The sequence below is a fragment of the Tenacibaculum larymnensis genome (assembly GCF_028829235.1).
GTDB classification, from domain to species: Bacteria; Bacteroidota; Bacteroidia; order Flavobacteriales; family Flavobacteriaceae; genus Polaribacter; species Polaribacter larymnensis.
Map to the genome: position 1 here is coordinate 15,864 of NZ_JAIWJY010000003.1, position 20,556 is coordinate 36,419.

At 34.0% G+C, this 20,556-nt stretch carries 20 protein-coding genes; 3 read left to right on the forward strand and 17 right to left on the reverse strand.

All coding sequences use genetic code 11. The annotated features are described in order from the left end of the window. Positions 1 to 40 precede the first annotated feature (40 nt). Positions 41 to 1,012 (reverse strand): hypothetical protein, encoded by a 972-nt coding sequence (locus LCI24_RS05010; RefSeq protein WP_274639437.1) that lies wholly within the window; start codon positions 1,010 to 1,012, stop codon positions 41 to 43. A gap of 1,653 nt (positions 1,013 to 2,665) precedes the next feature. On the opposite strand from LCI24_RS05010, the gene LCI24_RS05015 reads away from it, so the two are divergent. Together LCI24_RS05015 and LCI24_RS05020 are read left to right on the forward strand one after the other, a co-directional pair. Next, positions 2,666 to 3,358, forward strand: a complete 693-nt coding sequence (locus LCI24_RS05015; RefSeq protein ID WP_274639438.1) for a hypothetical protein — start codon at positions 2,666 to 2,668, stop codon at positions 3,356 to 3,358. Between the two features lie 7 nt (positions 3,359 to 3,365). Continuing rightward, the gene (locus LCI24_RS05020; protein WP_274639439.1) at positions 3,366 to 4,391 is read left to right on the forward strand and encodes an MBL fold metallo-hydrolase; all 1,026 of its coding nucleotides are present in this window, start codon (positions 3,366 to 3,368) and stop codon (positions 4,389 to 4,391) included. Between the two features lie 90 nt (positions 4,392 to 4,481). Here LCI24_RS05020 and arfB read toward each other — a convergent pair whose 3' ends face one another. From arfB to LCI24_RS05045, 5 genes are all read right to left on the reverse strand, one after another. Beyond that, on the reverse strand, positions 4,482 to 4,883 hold the full coding sequence (arfB, locus tag LCI24_RS05025) for an alternative ribosome rescue aminoacyl-tRNA hydrolase ArfB (protein WP_274639440.1): 402 nt from the start codon (positions 4,881 to 4,883) through the stop codon (positions 4,482 to 4,484). 1,007 nt (positions 4,884 to 5,890) lie between these two features. Further along, positions 5,891 to 6,544: an ATP-binding protein gene (locus tag LCI24_RS05030; RefSeq protein WP_274639441.1), complete on the reverse strand. Its 654-nt coding sequence runs from the start codon at positions 6,542 to 6,544 to the stop codon at positions 5,891 to 5,893. Next, positions 6,505 to 7,137 (reverse strand): nicotinamide riboside transporter PnuC, encoded by a 633-nt coding sequence (gene pnuC / locus LCI24_RS05035; RefSeq protein ID WP_274639442.1) that lies wholly within the window; start codon positions 7,135 to 7,137, stop codon positions 6,505 to 6,507. The genes LCI24_RS05030 and pnuC overlap by 40 nt, the downstream gene beginning before the upstream one ends. After that, on the reverse strand, positions 7,121 to 7,381 hold the full coding sequence (locus LCI24_RS05040; RefSeq protein WP_121147975.1) for a YkoF family thiamine-binding protein: 261 nt from the start codon (positions 7,379 to 7,381) through the stop codon (positions 7,121 to 7,123). Before LCI24_RS05040 ends, pnuC begins: the two co-directional genes overlap by 17 nt. 287 nt (positions 7,382 to 7,668) lie before the next feature. Continuing rightward, on the reverse strand, positions 7,669 to 8,295 hold the full coding sequence (locus LCI24_RS05045) for a 4'-phosphopantetheinyl transferase family protein (protein ID WP_167712452.1): 627 nt from the start codon (positions 8,293 to 8,295) through the stop codon (positions 7,669 to 7,671). A 62-nt stretch (positions 8,296 to 8,357) separates the two neighbouring features. Between LCI24_RS05045 and ahcY the strand changes: the two genes are divergently transcribed. Then, entirely contained in the window at positions 8,358 to 9,674 is a 1,317-nt protein-coding gene (ahcY, locus tag LCI24_RS05050) for an adenosylhomocysteinase (RefSeq protein WP_274639443.1), read from the forward strand. A 71-nt stretch (positions 9,675 to 9,745) separates the two neighbouring features. Here ahcY and LCI24_RS05055 read toward each other — a convergent pair whose 3' ends face one another. From LCI24_RS05055 to pabB, 11 genes are all read right to left on the reverse strand, one after another. Further along, complete coding sequence (locus LCI24_RS05055) at positions 9,746 to 10,252, reverse strand: ferritin (protein ID WP_274639444.1); 507 nt, start codon at positions 10,250 to 10,252, stop codon at positions 9,746 to 9,748. Between the two features lie 82 nt (positions 10,253 to 10,334). Further along, positions 10,335 to 10,628: a hypothetical protein gene (locus tag LCI24_RS05060; RefSeq protein WP_120185672.1), complete on the reverse strand. Its 294-nt coding sequence runs from the start codon at positions 10,626 to 10,628 to the stop codon at positions 10,335 to 10,337. 102 nt (positions 10,629 to 10,730) lie between these two features. Continuing rightward, entirely contained in the window at positions 10,731 to 11,738 is a 1,008-nt protein-coding gene (locus tag LCI24_RS05065) for a TlpA family protein disulfide reductase (protein ID WP_274639445.1), read from the reverse strand. 133 nt (positions 11,739 to 11,871) lie between these two features. Next, entirely contained in the window at positions 11,872 to 13,407 is a 1,536-nt protein-coding gene (locus tag LCI24_RS05070) for a YifB family Mg chelatase-like AAA ATPase (RefSeq protein WP_274639446.1), read from the reverse strand. A gap of 40 nt (positions 13,408 to 13,447) precedes the next feature. Then, on the reverse strand, positions 13,448 to 13,810 hold the full coding sequence (locus tag LCI24_RS05075) for a hypothetical protein (protein WP_274639447.1): 363 nt from the start codon (positions 13,808 to 13,810) through the stop codon (positions 13,448 to 13,450). Between the two features lie 34 nt (positions 13,811 to 13,844). Continuing rightward, positions 13,845 to 14,417, reverse strand: coding sequence for a DUF4126 domain-containing protein (locus LCI24_RS05080; RefSeq protein ID WP_274639448.1), 573 nt, complete (start codon positions 14,415 to 14,417; stop codon positions 13,845 to 13,847). Between the two features lie 78 nt (positions 14,418 to 14,495). After that, the gene (locus LCI24_RS05085; RefSeq protein ID WP_274639449.1) at positions 14,496 to 16,457 is read right to left on the reverse strand and encodes a protein-disulfide reductase DsbD family protein; all 1,962 of its coding nucleotides are present in this window, start codon (positions 16,455 to 16,457) and stop codon (positions 14,496 to 14,498) included. Between the two features lie 24 nt (positions 16,458 to 16,481). Beyond that, complete coding sequence (gene tilS / locus LCI24_RS05090) at positions 16,482 to 17,795, reverse strand: tRNA lysidine(34) synthetase TilS (protein WP_274639450.1); 1,314 nt, start codon at positions 17,793 to 17,795, stop codon at positions 16,482 to 16,484. 12 nt (positions 17,796 to 17,807) lie between these two features. Further along, entirely contained in the window at positions 17,808 to 18,632 is an 825-nt protein-coding gene (locus LCI24_RS05095; protein WP_274639451.1) for an alpha/beta hydrolase, read from the reverse strand. Beyond that, a complete protein-coding gene (locus LCI24_RS05100; protein WP_274639452.1) occupies positions 18,633 to 19,145 on the reverse strand; it encodes a hypothetical protein in 513 nt (170 codons plus the stop codon). A 65-nt stretch (positions 19,146 to 19,210) separates the two neighbouring features. Further along, complete coding sequence (gene pabB / locus LCI24_RS05105) at positions 19,211 to 20,527, reverse strand: aminodeoxychorismate synthase component I (protein WP_274639453.1); 1,317 nt, start codon at positions 20,525 to 20,527, stop codon at positions 19,211 to 19,213. Between the last annotated feature and the right edge of the window lie 29 nt (positions 20,528 to 20,556).

Sequence of the window (20,556 nt, forward strand, 5' to 3'; positions counted from 1 at the left end):
CCTTCGTAATGACGTTTGTTGTTTTTATATAAAAATATCCCTACACATCCGTACTCACCCAATAACTTCCCGTTGAGGTAGTAGACGGATTGTACGCCAAAATATTCACTTTGGTACCGTTGGTAACATCCGCTAGTAACCATTCCATTGGCTGATTATTAATAGCGCCACTTTCCAATTCAACCATATTACCGTTTAAGGTCACCTCGTCGGTACTAATGTCGAATTGTAGTGTGGTTTCCCCTCTGTTTTCAAAACCAATAAAACTCTCCTTGTCATACGATACCTGAGTAATCACCTTGGTTTCATTAGGCGCTACCTGTCCCACAAAATCAGTAATAGAGCTGCTTCCTGTAGTTGGACGATAGCTATACTGTGCTCTTTTTGCAGGCTCATTGGCAAATACTAACTGAGCCGTGTTTATAATTTGAACAAGCGTTGTATAACAATCGTTCAATGCCGAAATACGATCTTGGGTAATTACCAAACGCTGTTTTTTATATACCTCTTGTTGCGTGTTCGCGCTCTTTAATTCGTCTTTAATTGTTGCCAACTCTTCCACAATAGATGCAGGCATTCCGCCTTTCGTTACATCGGTTAAATCATCTAAATAATTTGTAACTACTTTTTCTAACGTTTCTAAAAACACCAACATTTTAGGCTGATTCTTGCTCGCATCTCTATAACCAGTTGTAAACTCCTTTAATACCGCAGGATTATCAGGAAAAGCCCACATAGCATGACTCTTTATACGATTATACACACGACTTGCATTTTGCATTTCTATCAACACCTTTTGCGTTTCCACCCCTTGTTTTGCCAAGGTACTAACATCGGTAACTACCGTATCTGCCGCATCAATCTGATGTAAAAAAGCCGCCGCATATTCGCTCGTAAATCGGGTATTGAGAGCGGTAAAACGCTCCAAATCTTGCGTAAATAGGTTGTAAATTGTACGTGCGCTTTCTGCTAAAAAAGCATCTGATCCTTTGAATTTTCTTCTTGTTTCCATATTAATATTTAATTTAAGTTACACGAGAGTTTTTAGGGATGCGTAAAACACGCTACCCTAAGGTAATTAGTAGAAACAACAAGATTATAATAGCAGGAGAGCCCCTTGCCACTAGTTAAAAATCCATAAAAAGTTAGATGGTTTTAGCGATACAATCATAGCATTTTGTTAGTTTCTTTTTCTTAACCACTTCTAAATTATAGTGTTGGGGTATAAAAAACAAATGCGATGGTCAATTTTTGCTTTTTTTTAACAGGCAGACTATCAGAAGTATATCTTTTATACTAGTTGCGAATACTTTTTTTGTGTACTGTCAGTTTGAAACAGCATACTTTGATTAAAGAGACTACTAAAAAAGCACCCCTTCATAAGCAGGCAAGCCAAAAATAACACCGCAAGAACCGTTAAAATTAAAATCTGTTTGAGCGATAGCGAGTTATTTTAATTTAGGTTTGTGGATGATTATTTTTGAGTGCAGGATGGTTAAGGTTAGATTTTTTGTTTAGCTCATTAATTTTTATTGGTTTTCAAAGGAATTCATGAACCTCCAAAGTCGGTTTCTTTTTCATCAATGGAAAAAGAATAATAGCTTAGAAAAAGATTTTTCTATGTAAAATCTAAGTCGTTAATACGTAGACCGAGAGCGTTGGATTGAATCCATACAGATTTAAGAGTGGTAGGGTAGCCGTAGTATCAACGACCCATGCCATGGTGTCAACGGAGCATGCCGTAGTATCAGCGACCCATGCCATGGTGTCAACGGAGCATGCCGTAGTATCAGCGACCCGTGCCGTGGTGTCAACGGAGCGTGCCGTGATATCAGCGACCCATGCCGTGGTGTCAACGGAGCATGCCGTAGTATCAGCGACCCATGCCGTGGTGTCAACGGAGCATGCCGTAGTATCAGCGACCCATGCCGTGGTGTTAACGGAGCATGCCGTGATATCAGCGACCCACGCCGTGGTGTTAACGGAGCATGCCGTAGTATCAGCGACCCATGCCGTCGTGTTAGCGGAGCGTGCCGTAATATCAGCGACCCGTGCCGTGGTGTTAACGGAGCATGCCGTGATATCAGCGACCCGTGCCGTGGTGTTAACGGAGCATGCCGTAATATCAGCAACCCGTGCCGTGGTGTTAACGGAGCGTGCCGTGATATCAGCGACCCATGCCGTGGTGTCAACGGAGCATGCCGTGATATCAGCGACCCATGCCGTGGTGTTAACGGAGCATGCCGTGATATCAGCGACCCATGCCGTGGTGTTAACGGAGCATGCCGTGATATCAGCGACCCATGCCGTGGTGTCAACGGAGCATGCCGTAGTATCAGCGACCCAAACAGCGATATAAAGAACCGTTACTACTCTAAAAAACAACTTTTATAACCTAAATAGCTGAGCTTATGGGATTCCGTAAGAATGTATAGATACTTTGTATTAGGTTCGCAAGAATTGTGAGAGCAACTCACTTTTATAATTAATTAACAAATAACAGTAACTCGTTAACAACTTTACTTTTGATAAAGTATTGGTTTTGATATATCTGATAGTGTATAAAAATCGCTAAACCTTATGATATCCCATGTTTTTATCGGGATAAAAGAACTAAAGTTTGGTATATAACTAGTTACCTGCAAGTTGAGAAAAGAGACGATAAATGAAAATAAACGAATATTACATAAAAGCTAGGTTGTTTTCGACAATTTTAACTTCGATTCCAATACTTAGTTTGTATTATTTTGGCTTTAGCGATAAACTAATAGAGTTTATGATCTTTTTAGAGGGGTATAAGTGGGCTAGTGACATAACTCTTTCGATTGCAATAATCTATTTCCTTGTGCAAATCAATCGATTAATTTCAAAAGAACTATTCCAAAATTTATTCTTTAAAGAAGAATTAAATATGCCAACTACTAATTTTCTTCTTAATTCAGATACCACTTTGGCGAAATCAATAAAATCTCAAATAGTGCAAAAGATTGCTGCTGACTTTAATATTCACTTACTAGATTCAAATTCTGAAAATGAGAACGAAGAAGAAGCCAGAAAAACTATTGCAAGTGCTGTGGCTCAAGTTAGAAATGTGACTAGAGATAATACAATGCTACTTCAGCATAATATTGAATATGGCTTTGTGAGAAATCTGATTGGAGGTAGTGTTTTAGCTTCTGTAATTTCAATAATTAATATCTTTTTGTTTCAATATACTTTTCCAAATCCATTTGCATTCAAACTTAATTTAGTATTTCTAAGTGTCTACATTTTGCCAATTATTTTGAGTAAGTTTTTGATTAAAAGATATGGTAAATACTACGCAAAGATTTTATTCGAACAATATTTAAAAAAATAAAGGAAAAATGGATTTTAGTATAGATATGCTATCGCTTGGAAATGCAGATTGCAATATAATATGGACAAAAGAAGAAAACGCTGACTATGTAACAATAATTGATGGAGGCAATCCAAAAGATGCAAAAACAATAATTGAGCATTATGAAACCTATATAATGCCTAACATCTCGTCAGACAGTCCAATATTGATTATCAACACTCACCCTCATTCTGACCATATTGGAGGATTAATAGATTTAGTTCATTACTTCAAAAACAAGATTGCACGGTTCTATTATAATGACCCAACCGACTACATAGAAGAAGCGAAAAGGAATGAGATTAGAACATTAAATGAATCTTATAGGTATTCTAATAAAAGAGTCCAAAAGCTTTTCGAATCATTAAAACAATCTGATGATTTAAGTAATGTTCTTGACCAATATGGTATATCGAAACTTCCAGCGTTTTCTGACAGCGAATTAGACCACAGTTTATTTGAATTTGTCGGACCTTCAAAAGCATTTTATTTAGAACAACTTGGTTATTTTACAAACATTGATAACCTAAAAACATCAGGTTCTAATATTCAACCCGAAAGTGAAATCAATGAAGTTCAAGAAGGTTTAAATTCTTGCAATATAGTTGACGAGAAAAATGATGCTTCTGCAGAAAACTTGACATCTGTTTTAACAAAATTTGTTGATTCGAGTAAACGTAAATACTTGTTTACCGCAGATGCAGGAATTGATTCTTTTGAATCAGCAGAAAGTAATGGTTATGATATAAGAGACCTACATATTTGCCAATTACCGCATCATGGGAGTAGAAGAAATGTTAGTACAAATTGGATTGGTAATTTTAACCCTAATCAATTCTGGGTTTCTGCAAATGGAAGTAAAAAACATCCTAGAAAGGCAGTTATTAGTTGTATAAAGAAAAACTTACCAAATTGTAAGACATATAGTACTCATAAATCAGGAACGCTAAATATTAAATCTAAACCAGATCTTTTTCCTTTTAGAAATTGGATTTCAGCAGATGCTTTATAAGAAATCCTTGATATTAACAACAATTTAGAGGATAAAATAAAAGCAACTTTGCATTGAAAAAATAATGTATAAATAAAAGTTAAATAGAAACTAAAACCGAAACTTTTTTCGGTTTTCTTTTTTTTCAGCCTGTTGTTTTTTGGCATCCAATCGTTTGGCAATCGCAGCTTTTTTAGGTTTGGTAGCTTTGCGTACTTTAGGTATTACCAAGGCTTGTGCTAAGAGGTTAAAAAAGCGTTCGGTAACCAATTCTTTGTTGCGGTGTTGTGAGCGGCTTTCTTGTGAGCTTAGTATGAGTGTGTTTTCTTTAGAGAGTCTGTTAGCTAAGTTTTTAAGGAGTAGTGCTTTTTCTTTGTCCGAGAGTCCTAAAGAGTCTTCAATAGTAAAACTTAATTCTACTTTAGAGGATACTTTGTTTACGTGCTGTCCGCCCGCACCAGAGCTTCGTACGGCTTTAAAGTTGAGTTCTTTTAAAAGTTGTTCTTTATTCATAGTGTTTGTGAATGTCTCAAATATAGGGAATCTATTGTTGTTTGTAAAGGTTCCTTAATAATAGAAGTAACTCTTATTGGTGAGAGTTGGGAACTTTAAAGGGTATTCGTAACTAGAATTAAGCAGATTTCTCGCTATCGCTCGAAATCACAAAATGTACGTCATTTCGAACTGTAGTGGAACGGAAGTGAGAAACCGTAAGGTTCAGCGAAGCTAAATCTTTTAGTTGGGTGTTGGGAGTTTTAAAGGGTAATAGTTACTCTTATTAATGAGATTCCTCCTCCTTCGTCGTTCGGAATGACGTTCAGGTTGTTTATATCATATCATAACAATTAATAACTGTCATTTCGAACTGTAGTGGAACGGAAGAGAGAAATCTTTTAGTTGAATGTTAGGAGTTTTCAAGAGTGTTTGAAACTAGAATTAAGCAGATTTCTCCCGCTGGTCGAAATGACGAATAGTAATGACGGGATGTTTTTGAGTTTCGTCATAACGAGGAGTGCTAACGACGTGGTTATCTTTTTGTCGACAAGCAGATTGCTTCGTTTCACTCGCAATGACGGAACTTGTCATTTCGAAGGAGGTTGCGACTGAGAAACCGCAAGGTTCAGCGGAGTTAAATTTTATGGTTGGGTGTTGGGAGTTTTAAAGGGTAGTAGTTACTCTTATTGATGGGATTCCTCCTCCTTCGTCGTTCGGAATGACGTTCAGGTTGTTTATTTCATATTATAATAATTAAAAGCTGTCATTTCGAAGGAGTTTGCGACTGAGAAATCTCAAAGTCGAGTGTTGGGAATTTTAAAGGGTATTCGTAACTAGAATTAAGCAGATTTCTCGCTATCACTCGAAATGACAAAACGTACGTCATTTCGAACTGTAATGGAACGGAAGAGAGAAATCTTTTAGTTGAGAGTTAGGAGTTTTAAAGGGTATTCGTAACTAAAATTAAGCAGATTTCTCGCTATCGCTCGAAATGACATGAAATAAGGAATGACGTTTAGCAATGCTTACATATCGTAATTAGGTGTGTCGGGTGATTGGTGCATAAAATGCATGTCTAAATCGGTAAGGGTGTCGGAAAAAGAGTATAAGTTTTCTTTTTTTGTGAGTAATTCATCAATAACTGCTACTGCTTTTTTTAAACGGGTTTCTTTGTCTCCTTTTAACAATACATATGGACGGTTGTATTTTTTCAACGCATTTTCAAAGGCTTTAAACATTTCCAAACGTTGCTCGGGTCTGTCGCGTAAATCATCGGCTTCCCAAGGCGTATCGATATAGGTTAAAAAATAAATATCGTAAGTGTTTTCAATGGCAGCCTCATCTAATTTCGGATCTACGAATCCGCCATAATACTCTTCAGAATATACTTTGGTTTCTAACAAATCGGTATCACAGATGAGTACTTTATCCGCTTTTTTAGCCAATTCATTTTCCAAGCCCATTTGTCCTTCAGCAATCGGAATTAAATCGTGTTGTTCACAAGTTTTACGTTCGTTGTTCCACTTGTCTTGCAAGTATTCACGCGCAAATTCGGGAGCCCAAACAGTATTGTAATGACGTGCTAACTGACCAGAAAGTGTTGTTTTTCCTGTGCTTTCAGGTCCAAATAATACCACCTTTACAAGGTTGATGGGTTGTTGTTTAAGTGCTTTTTCCATGCTAAATATCCTGCAATTGCTATAAAGGTAAATAATAAATATTGAAAACTAGTAAAGGTAAATCCTTTGTAAAAGTACAGTGGAACGGAGATAATATCGCCAATAATCCAATAAATCCAGTTTTCTATTTTTCGTTTTGCCATCAGCCACATTCCTACAAAGAAAATGGCAGTAGTAACGGTGTCTACATAAGCTGTCCAGCTCGTCCATTTATCAAAAACGGTATAAACAGCATAGACGAAAACTAAGGTAGCTACAAATATGGCTATGCTTTGTTTTTTTTCTTTAGATGTTGTTCTAGAGATAGGAGTTACATGTGTGGCGTCTACTTTTCGTGTCCAGATATACCAACCGTATACACTCATAATAAAGTAGTACCCGTTAATCATCATATCGCCCAATAATTCCCATTTTAATAGGAGGTATACAAAAATAGCGGTGCTTATCATCCCCGTAGGGAATACCCAAATTTTATTCTGTTTTGAATACCAAACGGATAAAAACCCAAAGATAACAGCGATAATTTCTAGCCAAACATGGATAGGATTGTAATCAGCATACTGCCCAAAAAGGAAATCAAAAAGTTGGCTCATAATCGCTACGATCGGTTTTTACGATTTTCATAAATAGCAATCCGTTGTCAATTAATTCAAAAGTATTTTTTAATTCAGAAGTAACTAAACTCATCACGGTATCATAATCACCATACACTTGCGTACTTAACGGATTTTCTAATACGGTTAAACCTGAGGCTCTTAATTTTTTGATGAAATTGATAATTGGTTCTTCAAATTCGTTCTGAAGCGGACTTAAGGTTAGTTCTACGGATATTTTCATGGTTGTTCCTAATTAGAAAGTTGCAAAGTTACTAAAGTTAAGTTGTTGTTGTATGGGAAAGGTTTTGGGAGTTTTTCAAAGTTTCAAAGATGCAAAGTTTTGTAGTGGCAAAGTTCAAAGTTTTGGAGTGGTAGAGTTTCAAAGATGCAGAGTCGTGGAGTTACAGAGTTTTTTAGTTTCAAAGTTTTTAGAGATGCAGAGTTTCAAAGATGCAGAGCTTCAAAGTTTCATAGTAGCAAAGTTTTTGGGTTGTAGAGGTTATGGAGTAGGAGAGTGTGATACGTTTTTTAACAAGCGCATACGCAGGTGAATCCTTCCATTTCTAAAAAGTGGATGTCGTATTCTGAGGTTTGTCCTTCGTATAAAATTTTTCCAGTGGTTTGATTGGTGTCAAAAGAGAAATCTTCAATATAAATGTTTTCTAAGAAGAGCAATTTTTTCTTTCCGTAGATTTTATACAAACTTTCTTTGGCGCCCCAAACAATGGTAAGTTTGCTAACTAGCGCATCGTGGTTGGCAATAGATTTGTATTCTTCTATAGGAGTAAATTTGTGTGCAATTTTTACAATTTTATCGCGCTGCATTTCAATATCTATCCCCACAGGTTGTGTATCGGAAATAATAATTGCCGAAAAGGTAAATGAATGGGTGATTGAAATGAATTTGCCGTCTTTTAAGTGTGGTTTTCCGTAGCCATCGTACAGTAAATCATCATCGGTATACCCAACTTCTTTTAGTAAGTGACGTACGCTCATAAAGCCTCTTTGGTGTAAATCGGACTTCATGCCGTTTACTCTTTGTTGATTTCCTTTTGTTAAAGAAACGCCGTTAGAAAGTTGTTCAAAAGATTCTTCAATCTTCCAAATCAATGCTTTAGCATGGTTGTTTACCGTTAATGTTTTGTAAAGAGGCATATTTTAGAAAGTTATTTCGTAATTTTGCGACTCAAATTTAAGATACATAAATATACAAAAATATGAGCACAAAAACCGCAACATATGTTCCTTACAAAGTTAAAGATATTTCTTTAGCTGATTGGGGAAGAAAAGAGATTGAATTGGCAGAAGCTGAAATGCCAGGGTTAATGAGTTTACGAGAAGAGTATAAAGATGAGCAACCTTTAAAGGGTGCAAGAATTGCAGGATGTTTACACATGACGATTCAAACTGCGGTTTTAATTGAAACGTTACAAGCTTTAGGTGCTGAGGTTACTTGGAGTTCTTGTAATATCTTCTCTACGCAAGATCAAGCTGCTGCTGCTATTGCTGCTGCTGGAACTCCAGTATATGCTTGGAAAGGTATGAACGAGGAAGAGTTTGATTGGTGTATTGAACAAACATTATTCTTTGGTGAAGATAAGAAGCCATTAAACATGATTTTAGATGATGGTGGAGATTTAACGAATATGGTTTTAGATAAATATCCTGAATTAGCTTCTGGAATTAAAGGTTTATCTGAAGAAACAACTACTGGTGTTCACCGTTTATACGAGCGTATGAAAAACGGAACGTTACCAATGCCTGCGATTAACGTAAATGACTCGGTTACTAAATCGAAGTTTGACAATAAGTACGGATGTAAAGAATCTGCAGTTGATGCGATTCGTCGTGCTACTGATGTAATGTTAGCTGGTAAAAGAGTAGTGGTTTGTGGTTATGGTGATGTTGGTAAAGGTACTGCGGCATCTTTCCGTGGAGCTGGTTCTATCGTTACTGTTACAGAAATTGACCCTATTTGTGCGTTACAAGCGGCAATGGACGGTTTTGAAGTGAAGAAATTAGAAACTGTTGTTGGAAAGGCGGATATCGTAATTACTACTACAGGTAACAAAGATATCGTTCGTTCTGAGCACTTCGAAGCAATGAAAGATAAGACTATCGTTTGTAATATTGGTCACTTTGATAACGAAATCCAAATGGGTTGGTTAAACGAAACATACGGTGATACTAAGGTTGAAATTAAACCTCAGGTTGATAAGTATACTGTTAAAGGAAATGATATTATTGTATTAGCTGAAGGACGTTTAGTGAACTTAGGTTGTGCTACTGGTCACCCAAGTTTTGTAATGTCTAACTCATTTACAAACCAAACGTTAGCGCAAATCGAGTTATGGAAAAATTCTGATGCATATAAAAACGAGGTGTATATGTTACCGAAACACTTAGATGAAAAAGTAGCAAAATTACACTTAGCTAAGATTGGTGTTGAGTTAACTGAGTTACGTGAAGACCAAGCGAAATATATTGGTGTAACTGTTGAAGGTCCATACAAACCAGAACACTATAGATACTAGATTCTTAGAATCAAAACATAAAAAATCCCGCAACTTAGTTGCGGGATTTTTTTATACTGTTTATAAAAGTTTTATTCAGTAGGAATACGCTCATCAATCATTTTTAATGGCATACCTTCCATTAAATCGATTAAGTCTAAAATGTCTCTTACTTTTTCTTCTTCTTCGGCTTGTTCTGTTACAAACCATTGTAAAAAGATTTCAGAAGTAAAATCACTTACTTTTCTTGCAGTTTTAAATACGTGGTGAATAGATTTAGTTACTTCTATTTCGGCATCTAAAGAAGCTTCAAAAATAGCTCGTAAGCTTTCAAATTCGTGAGCAACTTCTGTAGCTATAGGTGACATTGCACTACCGCCATTATCGTTAACGAATTTGAAAATCTTCATCATGTGCTCCCTTTCTTCTTCAGCTTGCTTATAAAAGTATGCTGCGCTATTTCTAAGTTCTCTTTGGTCGCACCATGATGCCATGGCTAAATATTTAGAAGAAGCTTGTTGCTCCATCGTTATTTGGTGGTTTAGCAAATCAACTACTTCCACATCTAAAATCATGTCTCTTCTTATTGCTGTTTCCATAATATTTTGTTTAGTTTTAATACTATAAAGATACAGATTATAAGGCTCTAAAAAGAATAGAGGGGCTAATTTAAAGCTAGTCTTAGTAAAGACTTTTCTGCTTAAATACTGATAAAAGAAGTTCTCGTAACTCTATGAGTTGAGGTACATCTAAGAATAATAGGTGTTTGTTGTCTGCTGCAAAAAGGAGCACGAAGTTATCACCGTCGATAATCGTTTCTAAAGATTCATAAGAAGCGTATTCTAGTACTTTTTTTCTGAAGGTTAATAGTTGGCAGAAAGTAAAGTCTATTACTTTATAGCCTAAATCTAGTTGGTAACAGTTTCTGCCACCATAAGAAATTTTAAATGATAATTCTTCTACAAAAAAATTCATTCGGCAAATATAATTATTTTTAATGAATCTAAAGAAGAATAATTTGAGCAATAAAAAAGCCCACTAATTAGTGGGCTTTTTTATTATAAACGTCTTTTAAGACTAAATATTCAATGACTCGAATAATTCAACTAATTTAGGATTAGAAGGTCTTGGAGCATTAGAATCTATAATCTTTCCTTCTGGATCTAATAAAATAAATCTTGGAATTCCTGATACTTTATATGCATCCATAAAAGCTTTATCTTCTTTTGCATATAATTGAACTCCTGATAATTCTTTATCAACAATCATTTTTTTCCAAGTCTCATAGTCTTTTTGTCTGTCAACAGAAATACTTACAAACTCAATATTTTTATTGTGGTATTTTTCTTCAACTTTCTTTAAGAAAGGAATTTCGTTTTTACATGGTTGACACCAAGTAGCCCATAAGTCGATATAAACATACTTACCTTTTAAATCATCTAAAGAAGTAGTACCTCCAGCATTATTTTCATAATCAACAAACTTAGGAGAATCAGCACCTTTAGCTAAGTTTTTAGCAATATATTGCTTATCGTTGTACATTTTAGTTAAGTACTTTTCTAAACCAGCAATACTTTGTTTTTGATTTGCCACGAAAGTAGAATCTAATGTAGCTCCTTCAAATCTCTTGTTAAAATCATCAACAAAATTTGAAACTTTAGATCTAAAGTCTAACTCTGGTAAATCCATTAACTCTTTATCTCCAAATAATTTTTCTTGATTTAAAGAAGATTGAGCTAAGAAAGCACTTTCTTCAGAACCAACACCCGTATAAGTTATAGTTTCATCAAATTCTTGAGCGTCAAGGGTCATGTTAATGTCTGCTCCATTTTTTAAGTATAAAGTAGCATATTCTTTACCATCAAAAAGTCTGTAGAAACCATCTTTTATATTCATGGTATCTTTAAAAGTTCCGTCCTCACCAACTTTAATTACTTTGTTGAATTTAAATTGAGGGTTAGAAATAGTAACAGTTTCAGAGTTTTTGTTAGTAATTTTTCCAGAAAAAGTAACATAATCTTTTTGTTCCTTTTTACATGAAATTAAGGCAATAGAAAATGCCAATAAGTAAACTAGTTTTTTCATTAGGGTGTGTTTAATTTTGCTATCCAGCGTTATAATAATCGTCTAAATTAGTGATTTTAAATGAAAGCGCAATTTTTTAACATTTCCCTAACTGTTTAAAAGTTGTATACTTGCTTGAATTCTAGCTTTATAATTATCCTAACCAACCTTCACGATCCAAGCTTCTATATTGAATAGCTTCAGTAATATGTTCGGATTGTATGTTTTCGGAAGAAGCTAAATCAGCAATGGTGCGAGATACCTTTAAAATTCTATCATAAGCTCTAGCTGATAGGTTTAACTTTTCCATGGCTATTTTTAATAAGTTTTTACTTTCTTCTGATAGCTTACAAAATTCACGAATTTGCTTTACATTCATTTGGGCATTATAATGAATGTTTTCGAAGTCTTTAAATCTAGTTGTTTGTATTTCACGAGCAAGAGTAACTCGTTTTCTAATGTCTACGCTACTTTCTCCTTTTCGTTCATCTGATAGCTTATCAAACGGTACTGGAGTTACTTCAATGTGAATATCAATTCTATCTAATAAAGGTCCAGAGATTTTACTTAAATAACGTTGCATTTCTGCAGGTGAGGAGGTAACAGGTGAGTCGGGATTATTGAAATATCCAGAAGGACTTGGGTTCATACTTGCTACTAACATAAAACTACTGGGGTAGTTTACTGTAAAACGAGCACGGGATATCGTAACTTCTCTGTCTTCTAGTGGTTGGCGCATCACTTCTAAAACTGTACGTTTAAATTCGGGAAGTTCATCTAAAAAAAGGACTCCGTTATGCGCTAAAGAGATTTCTCCAGGTTGAGGATATTGTCCACCTCCTACAAGTGCAACATCAGATATTGTGTGGTGAGGAGAACGAAAGGGACGTTGATACATTAAACCAGTATTCTTTACTTTTCCTACTACAGAATGTATTTTGGTGGTTTCTAAAGCTTCGTGCAAAGTCATAGGAGGTAGAATGGAAGGCAAACGTTTTGCTAACATTGTTTTACCCGCTCCTGGAGGTCCTATAAGAATAATATTATGTCCACCAGCTGCAGCAATTTCCATACAACGTTTTATGGATTCTTGTCCTTTTACATCAGCGAAATCAAACTCTGGAAAATCGATATGTTTGTAAAATTCAGCACGAGTATCAACGGTTGTAGGTTCAATTAGTTGATTACCATCAAAATGATTGATAACTTCCATAATATTGTCTACTCCTAGAACATTTAAGTCGTTAACAATTGCAGCTTCTTTAGCATTTTCCTTAGGAAGGATGAAATGTTTAAAACCTTCTTCACGTGCTTTAATAGCAATAGGTAAGGCTCCTTTTATGGGTTGTAAACTTCCATCAAGAGAAAGTTCTCCCATAATGATGTATTCGTCAATGTATTCTGATTTTATTTGATTTGAGGCAGCTAAAATTCCTACAGCTAAGGTTAAATCATATGCAGCACCTTCTTTACGAATATCAGCAGGTGCCATGTTAATAATGATTTTCTTTCCAGGGAGTTTGTAACTGTTATTGGCTAAGGCGGCAGAAATTCGATAAGAACTTTCACTTACAGCTTTATCGGGTAATCCAACTAAATGATATCCTATACCTTTATCAATATTAACTTCAACGGTGATTGTGGTTGCTTCAATACCAAAAACGGCACTTCCATAGACTTTTACTAGCATATTTTTCTCTTTTCGTTAAAGATAGAGAAAAAAATAAAATTTACTGTAATCGCATTTGTTGTGGATTCCAACGAGTTGGATCATTCTTTTTTAAGAAGCCTTTTAAAAGATTGTTGTTTTGATAATCGGTATAATCATCATAAATTAATGATGTTGGTTTTTTACTTAGCTTATTGAATGGAAGAGAAAAAGAATTGTTATCAATATCTTCTTGACTCACAATAAAGAATGAAAATCCTGTTAAATCTAGATTTTTATTTATTGTTGATGAATCAAAAAAAGTAGTCTCTATTTTAGAAAAGGTATAAATACTTTTAGGTGCTTTTTCTTTTTTATCAACTTCTTGGGCTGTACTAGAAAATATCACAGCTATTAAAAAAAGGGTAGTAATGCTATTTTTCATAAAGTTAGATTTATAAAAAAAATAGTACCAAGAATTATGCCTTTTTTGATTTAGGAAAAATGTACTTGTACATTTTACGAATACCAATAAATATTAAAACGACTAAAATAATAGCAACTACAGGTAAAAAAATAGAAAAGGCAGACATAACTACTGAGGTGCCTGTTTCTACAGTTGAAATAACTGGATTGGCTACTCCACCAGTTGTTGCTGTAGAAGTAAGCCGAGTAGAAGCGGCAGTACCTTTTATAGCTGATGCTGTTCCTCCACCAGCAATAATTGCTAAAGCCCAAGTAATAACGGGCGATAAATCTGCTACGGTTGAAACCATAACTGCTGTACCTGCTATTGCAGCAAGTGGAACTGCTATGGTATCAAGTAAATTATCAAACCAAGGAATATAATAAGCAAATATTTCTAATATGGTAGCTACCCCTAAGGTTATAATAGCAGGAGTACTTGCTGTCCAAATCCAGTTTTCGTTTAATGGAATTATATTATAATATCCAGCTAAACTTAATGCAAACAGAGGTAAAAAGACTCTAAACCCAACTGAAGCAGCTAAGCCAATTCCTAAAAATATGCTGATAATAGTTTCTGGTGTCATATATTTTTTATTGAAAGATATAAAAAAAGCCTCTTTTTTAAAAAAGAGGCTTTTAAATATATAGTTCTAATACTAAAATTAGTTAGAGTTAAATCTGTCTAAACCAGTTTTTAACCAATTGTAGTAAGTCGTATGATCTGTATATTGTTGAGGTGAGTTTAATACCTCTAATTCTGGACTCATTAATACATAGAATGGTTGAGAAGCTGTTTTAAAGTTAGCAGCTTGTAAAGTTGCCCACTTATCACCATAAGTTCTAATTCTTTTTACTTTTCCATTTGATTTGATAAAGTCGAATTGCTCTTCTTCTGGTAACATTCTTTGGTGGTCATCTACATATAATGAAATTAATACATAATCGTCATTAATTAAAGAGTAGATGTTTGGTTGACTCCAAATATTCTCTTCCATTTTACGACAGTTAACACATGCCCATCCTGTAAAGTCTAATAGCACTGGCTTATTAACTGATTTAGCGTAAGCAATACCTTCATCAAAATCTTTAAAACAGTTTAAGTTAAGAGGACAGTGATTGTCTTTTTGATAGATACTATGGAATTTAGGTGGAGCAAATCCACTTAATAATTCATTTTGGTTCCAAGCTGGTTTCTCCATAACTCCTGGGGCTAAATACACAGCTAATCCTAATGCACCAATTCCTATTAAAACTCTAAAAAGAGTCATTTTTCCATATTTTTTACCGATAAATCCAAATAGATAAAGTGCTAATAAAAATGCAATTAAAGCCCATATACCGATAAAGATTTCTCTTTTTAATAATCCCCAGTGACCTACTAAGTCAGCATTTGATAAGAATTTGAAAGCAAAAGCTAATTCAATAAATCCTAAAACAACTTTAACAGTGTTTAACCATCCACCAGATTTTGGTAATGTGTTTAACCAGTTAGGGAACATTGCAAATAAAGCAAAAGGTAATGCTAAAGCTAATCCAAAACCTACCATACCTACTGATAATTGCATAGCACCACCGCTTAATGATCCTGCTAATAATGATCCTAAAATTGGTCCTGTACAAGAGAATGATACGATAGCTAAAGTTAATGCCATGAAGAAAATTCCGATTACTCCTCCAATATTAGAAGCGCTATCTGCTTTATTACTCCAAGAGCTAGGTAATGTTAATTCGTAAAAACCGAAGAAAGAACCTGCAAAGAATATTAGAATAACAAAGAAGAATAAGTTTAACCAAATGTTAGTTGAAATACTATTTAATATTTCAGGGTCTAATGTATCTAAGAAGTGGAAAGGTAAACTTATTAACCCATAAATTAATACGATAAAGAAACCATATAAAACAGCACTACCAACACCTTTTCCTTTTTTCTCTGTACGTTTTGTGAAAAAAGATACAGTTAAAGGCACCATTGGGAATACACATGGAGTTAAAAAAGCTAATAATCCACCAACAAAACCTAACAAGAAAATGTTTAATAAGGTGTCATTTTCTTCTTCACCAGAACTTGACTCAGTTGAACTTTTTAATAAAACTGTGTTTTTTAAGTCTAAGTTTAAAGTTTGAGATAACTCTTTACTTTTATCATCAACTTCAGCAACAGTTTGTTCTACTTTTTCACCTGATAATGAAAATGTGAAATCTTCATCAAAAGGTAAACAGTATTCTTTACATACTTGTGCGTCTAAGTTTAATGTAACTTTTGTTAATGTAGAATCAGAAACAGTAATTCGTTGTACTATTTTACCTTCTTCAACAAAAAAGATTTCATCTTTTCCCCAGATTTCACTAAACTGAGTTTCTGTTTCACTTTCCTTGGCTTTACCATTTAAGGTATATCCAGATTGTCCTTCTGCTGGTGTAATTGTCATAGGTAGTGACGCATCTTCTGGGTTATACTGAGAGTATAAATGCCAGTCTTCAGCAATTAACACGTCAAAAATTAAGTCGTACTCAGTATCAGAGATCTTCTCTACTTTAGGAGTAACAACTACGGGGTTATCATCAGATTGAGAATAAACCGCTAAACCTATGAATAATAAAAATAGAGTAAAGAATTTTTTCATTCTATTGTAGTTTGATGGGGTTAATTAAATACTAATTTTTAATAGTTTGGTTGTTTTTTCTGTCGGTAAAAAGCGTCTGTCTTGCCGTTTTCCTACTATCCAAATAATCTCATTTTTACTGGAACAGAGTAACCAAACTTTATTTTTGTTTACAATTGATATCTTTTCGTCTTTAAAATACTTACTAACTTTTTTACGTCCTAACATTCCTTTAGGATAAAAAAAGTCACCGGACTTCCACCGTCTAAGTTTTAGGGGGAAACTAAGTAGTTCGTCATCAACGTAAATACTTTTATTATCAGTATTAGTTTTTTCTTGAACCCTTTTTAGTAGCAGCTTGATAGGTGCTGTAATTTCTTTGTTTTCCTCCCTTATAATGAAATGTTCCTCTTCAAAAGAGGTCTTTTCATTAGTGCGTAAAAGTAATAAAAAATCTCTGTCTTTCAACAAAGTATAAAATTTTGTTAAAATACGTTTACCTGATTGTGCATAAATCAAGTTGTAAACATCGTCCCATTCCGTGAATTTATAAGGCTTTAACAGCTGGTAAAGGTATGCTTTCGGGTTCGATAACTTTAACAGTTTTATAATGCTTATTTTTAATAAATCTCCTTCTTTTGAGACGATTTGATGGGTGATTTCTTCTATTTTATCATTAACAATTTGTTGAGATTCTTTTAAATGACCAATCGTTTTATTAAAATTATTTAAGATATTGGGATTCAGCTCTTTTAGTATTGGTGTTATTTGGTGACGAATCTTATTCCTCAAATATTTTATCTCAGCATTGCTTTTATCTTCACGCCACTTAATATTGTTGTTTTCGGCAAATGTTAGAATCTCTTCACGAGAAAAAGGAAGTAAAGGTCGGACGATATTTCCATTAATTGAAGGTATTCCAGTCAAACCTTCTAATCCCGTGCCACGAGAAAGGTTAATTAGAAAAGTCTCCAAATTATCGTCAGCATGATGGGCTGTTAATATATAATCAAAATTGTTTTCTTTACTTAGGGTGTCAAACCAGCTGTAACGTAAATCTCTTGCTGCTAGTTGTGTTGATAATTTATTCTTAATAGCATATTCATTCGTGTTAAAGTGTGTTGTAAATGTTTGGATATTTAAGCTTTCTCCTAACTCTTTAACAAATACTTCGTCTAAGTCACTTTCTTTTTCTCTTAATTGGAAATTACAATGCGCTAATGAAATATTAAAACGCAGTTGATGTAAAAGGTGTGTTAGTACAACACTATCAACTCCTCCAGAAATAGCTACGAGTAATTTTTTCTCTTTTAAAAAGGGAAATTGTTCGTCAATATGTTTTGCTAATTTTTGGAGCATTTAGATGAATAATTATTGTAATTGAGTGTTTAACCAGTTTATAACATCTTGTAACATTTCTTCTTTACATAAGTCATTTTGTAACTCATGATATCCGCCTTCATATAATTTTATACTGGCTTTAGGTGCATTATTAGCAAAAGCTTCCGTGCCTTTATAATCAATAATTTTATCTCCTGTACCGTGTAAAAGTAACATTGGTGTTTTTAGAGAGGAAGCATTTTTTATAGCCCATTCACCAGCATCAATAAAAGATAAAGAGAAATTAGGGCTAACTTTATCATGTACTAAAGGGTCATTGCTATATTTTTCAACTTCAACAGGATCACGAGATATATCACTTGCATCTAATTCATTACCTAAAGTAATTGAAGGTGCGATTTTTTGCATAAGCTTTCCTAATGATAATTTCCATGCAGGTGGTTCAAATGCTAATCGTAAAAAAGGACTTGTAGCTATAATTCCTTTTAGATGATGTTCTTTTCTAAGAGTATAATTAATTACAGTATTACCACCCATAGAGTGTCCATATAAAAAGGTAGGTTTGTCGCCAAAAACTTCTTTAGCTTTATCAATTAATTTAGTAACGCTTTTTAATACATAATCGTAACCTGGATTGTGTCCTCTTTTTCCTGTTGTCTTACCGTGGCCGAAGTGATCAAAAGCAATTACTCCAAAATTATTATCTGTTAGCTTTTTCGCTACATGTTCATATCTACCAGAGTGCTCTCCCATTCCATGGATAATCACTACCACAGCTTTTAGGCTTTCAGGTTTCCAGTATTGACCAAAAAACTCAGTTTTTTGAAAATTGAATGTAAATGTATGGTGTGTCATCTAGTCTCTAGTAATGTTTCCATCTTCTAAAATATTAAAAATAATAGTAGAAGGAGAGTCAGAAATATATTCTACTAATTCAATGCTATTTTTATTAAGAGTAGAAGTGGTTTTTAACATTCCATCCGCTATTTCATCATAAGCCAATACTTGACTGTTGATTATATTGAATTGCTTATCGTAAGTTACTAACATAGAGATTAACTCAGTATTATTTGGATAGAAATAATATACTACAGATTGAAAGTTTTCTGATATTTTAGGAAGGTAAGAAACACCAATCTTAGCATTTTTTCCATTTAATTGCTCTTCAAAAATTGAAGGAAGTTTTAAAAGTTCTTGTTGCGATTTGGTTAATAATTTACCTTCTACATGATTGCTAAAGTTTGTGCTATCAACTAAAGGAACATTTTTAGTAGGATAATCGTTTAAAAATGAATACTTGTTTGCTTTACAAGATGTCATTGATGCAATAACAGCAACGAAAAGTATAATTTTAAATGTGTTTTTCATCTCTTTATTTTTGTAATAGTTTTTTGATTAGAAATATTTATTCTGAGTATTTGTTATAAATATAGTTAACTTTTGTTAGTATTCGTTAAAACATATTTCATAGCCTTGGCTTTGAGTAAGCATTCTTCATACTCTTTTTCTGGAGTAGATTTAGCTGTAATAGCACCACCAACTGAGTATGAAACGTATTTATTTTCTACATTGTATAAAATACTTCGGATAACTACGTTAAAATCGAAGTCGCCATTTGGAGTAAAATAGCCAACGGTTCCAGAGTATAAACCGCGTTTGGTTTCTTCTAATTCTTCAATGATTTTCATGGCTGAAATTTTGGGAGCTCCGGTCATGCTTCCCATGGGGAAGGTGTCTTTGATTACATCAACTGGGTGTGTAGTGTTTTCAATTTCTGAAACTACAGTAGAAATCATTTGGTGTACTTGCTTAAAAGAGTATACTTTGCATAGTTCTTCTACCTGAACACTTCCTTTTTTGGCTGTTCTTGATAAGTCGTTACGGACTAAATCTACAATCATAATATTTTCTGATCGTTCTTTTTCGTCACGAGCTAAATCAAAAGCAATTTTCTCGTCTTCAATAGGATTGATAAGTCGTTTTGCAGTTCCTTTTATAGGTTGAGAAATAATTTTAGAAGCTTCTTTTCTGATATATCGTTCTGGAGTAGCAGAAAGCAAGTAATGATTGTCATTTCTAAAAAAAGTAGCAAATGGAGGTTCTGATATTTTGTTTAACTGTGTATATACTTTATATGGATTTATAATTGTGTCTTCTGCATAGAATTCTTGACAAAAGTTAGCTTCATAAATATCTCCTCTGTGGATATGCTCCAGTACTTTTTCTACTTTTTGATGGTATTCATCTTTATGAATACGGAGTTTTATTTTTACTTCATCTGTTTCCTCTTGTTCATGATTTTGAATAATAGGATTGGTTTCAATAATGTCTTCAAAATCTTCTTCTAACTCATCATCAATCATTTGTAAATAGTGAAATTCAACTGTATTTCCTTTGATGAAAATTAATTTTTGAGGTTGAAAAAAATATAAATCAGGAAAATGAAGCCCGTCAAAATTATTAGAAATTAGTCTTTCAGTGTCATTTTTAACATCATAACTAATGTAGCCAAATATGTAATCTTTTGTGAAAGATTGGTATTCTTTAAGTTTATCAAAAGCATTATGATAATCTGTTTTAATAGAAGTAAATTCTTCTACAGCTAAAGCGCAATCAAAAGAGCTATATTGCTGCTCGTAATTGTTAGAATCTAGCCAAATAGCTGTTTCAAATTGTTTAGCCCAAACAAACAGTTTTTGTTTGAAGAGCTCAGGGGTGTCTATAGAAAAAATACGGACGGTTCTTGACATCGCCACAAAAATAAGAAACCCGATAGAAA

Excerpts from the sequence above, each read along its gene's own strand:
- LCI24_RS05055 (WP_274639444.1), bottom strand. The coding sequence starts at position 10,252 with ATGGAAACAGCAATAAGAAGAGACATGATTTTAGATGTGGAAGTAGTT.
- LCI24_RS05065 (WP_274639445.1), bottom strand. The coding sequence starts at position 11,738 with ATGAAAAAACTAGTTTACTTATTGGCATTTTCTATTGCCTTAATTTCA.
- pabB (WP_274639453.1), bottom strand. The coding sequence starts at position 20,527 with ATGTCAAGAACCGTCCGTATTTTTTCTATAGACACCCCTGAGCTCTTC.
- arfB (WP_274639440.1), bottom strand. The coding sequence starts at position 4,883 with ATGAATAAAGAACAACTTTTAAAAGAACTCAACTTTAAAGCCGTACGA.
- LCI24_RS05075 (WP_274639447.1), bottom strand. The coding sequence starts at position 13,810 with ATGAAAAATAGCATTACTACCCTTTTTTTAATAGCTGTGATATTTTCT.
- tilS (WP_274639450.1), bottom strand. The coding sequence starts at position 17,795 with ATGCTCCAAAAATTAGCAAAACATATTGACGAACAATTTCCCTTTTTA.
- LCI24_RS05080 (WP_274639448.1), bottom strand. The coding sequence starts at position 14,417 with ATGACACCAGAAACTATTATCAGCATATTTTTAGGAATTGGCTTAGCT.
- LCI24_RS05030 (WP_274639441.1), bottom strand. The coding sequence starts at position 6,544 with ATGGAAAAAGCACTTAAACAACAACCCATCAACCTTGTAAAGGTGGTA.
- pnuC (WP_274639442.1), bottom strand. The coding sequence starts at position 7,137 with ATGAGCCAACTTTTTGATTTCCTTTTTGGGCAGTATGCTGATTACAAT.
- LCI24_RS05010 (WP_274639437.1), bottom strand. The coding sequence starts at position 1,012 with ATGGAAACAAGAAGAAAATTCAAAGGATCAGATGCTTTTTTAGCAGAA.
- LCI24_RS05070 (WP_274639446.1), bottom strand. The coding sequence starts at position 13,407 with ATGCTAGTAAAAGTCTATGGAAGTGCCGTTTTTGGTATTGAAGCAACC.
- LCI24_RS05015 (WP_274639438.1), top strand. The coding sequence starts at position 2,666 with ATGAAAATAAACGAATATTACATAAAAGCTAGGTTGTTTTCGACAATT.
- ahcY (WP_274639443.1), top strand. The coding sequence starts at position 8,358 with ATGAGCACAAAAACCGCAACATATGTTCCTTACAAAGTTAAAGATATT.
- LCI24_RS05020 (WP_274639439.1), top strand. The coding sequence starts at position 3,366 with ATGGATTTTAGTATAGATATGCTATCGCTTGGAAATGCAGATTGCAAT.
- LCI24_RS05040 (WP_121147975.1), bottom strand. The coding sequence starts at position 7,381 with ATGAAAATATCCGTAGAACTAACCTTAAGTCCGCTTCAGAACGAATTT.
- LCI24_RS05045 (WP_167712452.1), bottom strand. The coding sequence starts at position 8,295 with ATGCCTCTTTACAAAACATTAACGGTAAACAACCATGCTAAAGCATTG.
- LCI24_RS05060 (WP_120185672.1), bottom strand. The coding sequence starts at position 10,628 with ATGAATTTTTTTGTAGAAGAATTATCATTTAAAATTTCTTATGGTGGC.
- LCI24_RS05095 (WP_274639451.1), bottom strand. The coding sequence starts at position 18,632 with ATGACACACCATACATTTACATTCAATTTTCAAAAAACTGAGTTTTTT.
- LCI24_RS05100 (WP_274639452.1), bottom strand. The coding sequence starts at position 19,145 with ATGAAAAACACATTTAAAATTATACTTTTCGTTGCTGTTATTGCATCA.
- LCI24_RS05085 (WP_274639449.1), bottom strand. The coding sequence starts at position 16,457 with ATGAAAAAATTCTTTACTCTATTTTTATTATTCATAGGTTTAGCGGTT.